This window comes from Pseudonocardia pini (assembly GCF_013870575.1).
Lineage (GTDB): Bacteria > Actinomycetota > Actinomycetes > Mycobacteriales > Pseudonocardiaceae > Pseudonocardia > Pseudonocardia pini.
On the sequence record NZ_JACBXB010001038.1, the window covers coordinates 1 to 1,525 of the forward strand.

2 protein-coding genes and 1 pseudogene are annotated in these 1,525 nt (G+C 73.1%); 1 reads left to right on the forward strand and 2 read right to left on the reverse strand.

What is annotated here, in order from left to right; translation table 11 throughout:
• Positions 1-181: pseudogene (locus H5J29_RS32250) on the reverse strand (hypothetical protein); the annotation flags it as partial.
• Between the two features lie 171 nt (positions 182-352).
• Between H5J29_RS32250 and dapA the strand changes: the two are divergent.
• The gene (dapA, locus tag H5J29_RS32255) at positions 353-1,237 is read left to right on the forward strand and encodes a 4-hydroxy-tetrahydrodipicolinate synthase (protein ID WP_181784693.1); all 885 of its coding nucleotides are present in this window, start codon (positions 353-355) and stop codon (positions 1,235-1,237) included.
• A 60-nt stretch (positions 1,238-1,297) separates the two neighbouring features.
• On the opposite strand, the gene H5J29_RS32260 is transcribed toward dapA, so the two are convergent.
• The coding region (locus H5J29_RS32260) for a hypothetical protein (RefSeq protein ID WP_181784694.1) at positions 1,298-1,525 on the reverse strand (228 nt) is incomplete at its 5' end.

Consider the following 1,525-nt stretch of genomic DNA (forward strand, 5'->3'; position numbering starts at 1 on the left):
CCGTCAGCCGGGTGTCGAGCAGGGTCGTGGCGTGCCAGTCGGCGAGCTCGTCGAGCGGGACGGCGGTGATCGCGGACCGCCACCACGGCAGACCCGGCGCCGCGACGGCGAGCACCGCCGCCACGGTGCCGACCTGCAGCGTCCGCGACAGCCCGGTGGTCCTGGGTGCTGTGGTGGTCATGACGGGACGCTAGGGACCGACGAGCACCGGGGCGCCCGTGCGGACACCCGGATCGTTGGTGAGGCCGGCCCCACCCCGGGGTGCGGAAGCAGGGCGAGGTCACGGCGCGCACTTGCTACCGTCTCCCGGCGGCGCCGCTGGGCTGCGTCGCACGACACGGAAGGCGGAACCATGATCACCGGAAGTCTCGTCGCCCTCGTCACCCCGATGAAGGAGGACGGGGCGCTCGACTTCGCCGCGCTCGAGCGGCTGGTCGAGCGGCAGGTGCTGGCGGGCACCGCCGCGATCGTCTCGGTCGGCACGAGCGGTGAGTCGTCGACGCTCACGGTCGCCGAGCACACGGACGTCATCCGCCGGACGATCGACGTCGTCGGCGGGCGGGTGCAGGTCATCGCGGGCACCGGCGCGAACAACACCGACGAGGCCATCCACCTCACCGAGGCCGCCGCGGAGGCCGGGGCGGACGGCGCGCTGCTCGTCACGCCGTACTACAACAAGCCCCCGCAGGAGGGCCTCTACCAGCACTTCAAGCGGGTCGCGGAGGCCGTCGACCTCCCGCAGTACCTGTACAACGTGCCGGGTCGGACCGCCTGCGACATGCTCCCGTCCACGGTCGAGCGGCTCGCCGAGGTCCCGAACATCGTGGGTCTCAAGGAGGCCAAGGGCGACCTGGACCGGGTCCGTGACCTGGTCGCGCTGGAGCTCACCGACTTCGCCCTCTACTCCGGGGACGACGCCACGGCCCGCGCCTCCATGCTCGCCGGCTTCCACGGGGACATCTCCGTGACCGCGAACGTCGCGCCCGAGCAGATGGCCCGGATGTGCAAGGCGGCCGTGGCCGGGGACGCCGAGGAGGCCGCGACGATCGACGCCGACCTCGCGGGCCTGCACCGCGCCCTGTTCTCCGAGTCGAACCCGATCCCGGTGAAGTGGGCGTTGGCGGAGATGGGCCTGATGGAGGGCGGGATCCGGCTCCCGCTCGTCCCGCTCGACGAGTGGCACCACGAGGACGTCCGCGCCGCCCTGCGGATGGCGGGCCTGCTCGACAGCAGCTGAGCCGTCGGCACTCTGGCTCACTAGGTATGAGCGAGAGTGCCGTTCGCTCGGGTGGCGGGGTCAGAGGGTCTCGGCTCTGGCCTTCGCCTCCGTCGCGGCCTCGCGGTCGCCCAGGCGGGCCCGGTGTTCGGCGGCGCGGACGCCGTAGCCCACCAGGCCCGTCTCGTCGGCGAGCCTGCCGAGGGTCGCGGCCTGACGCAGCGCGGCCTCGCGGTCGACCTCGGCGGTGATCCCGCACAGGGTGTCCCGCAGGTGCAGCTCGATCCAGCGGCAGACGTCGGCGTCGCC

What these genes read in the sequence shown, in the direction of transcription:
- dapA (WP_181784693.1), top strand. Translation starts at nt 353, where the DNA reads ATGATCACCGGAAGTCTCGTCGCCCTCGTCACCCCGATGAAGGAGGAC.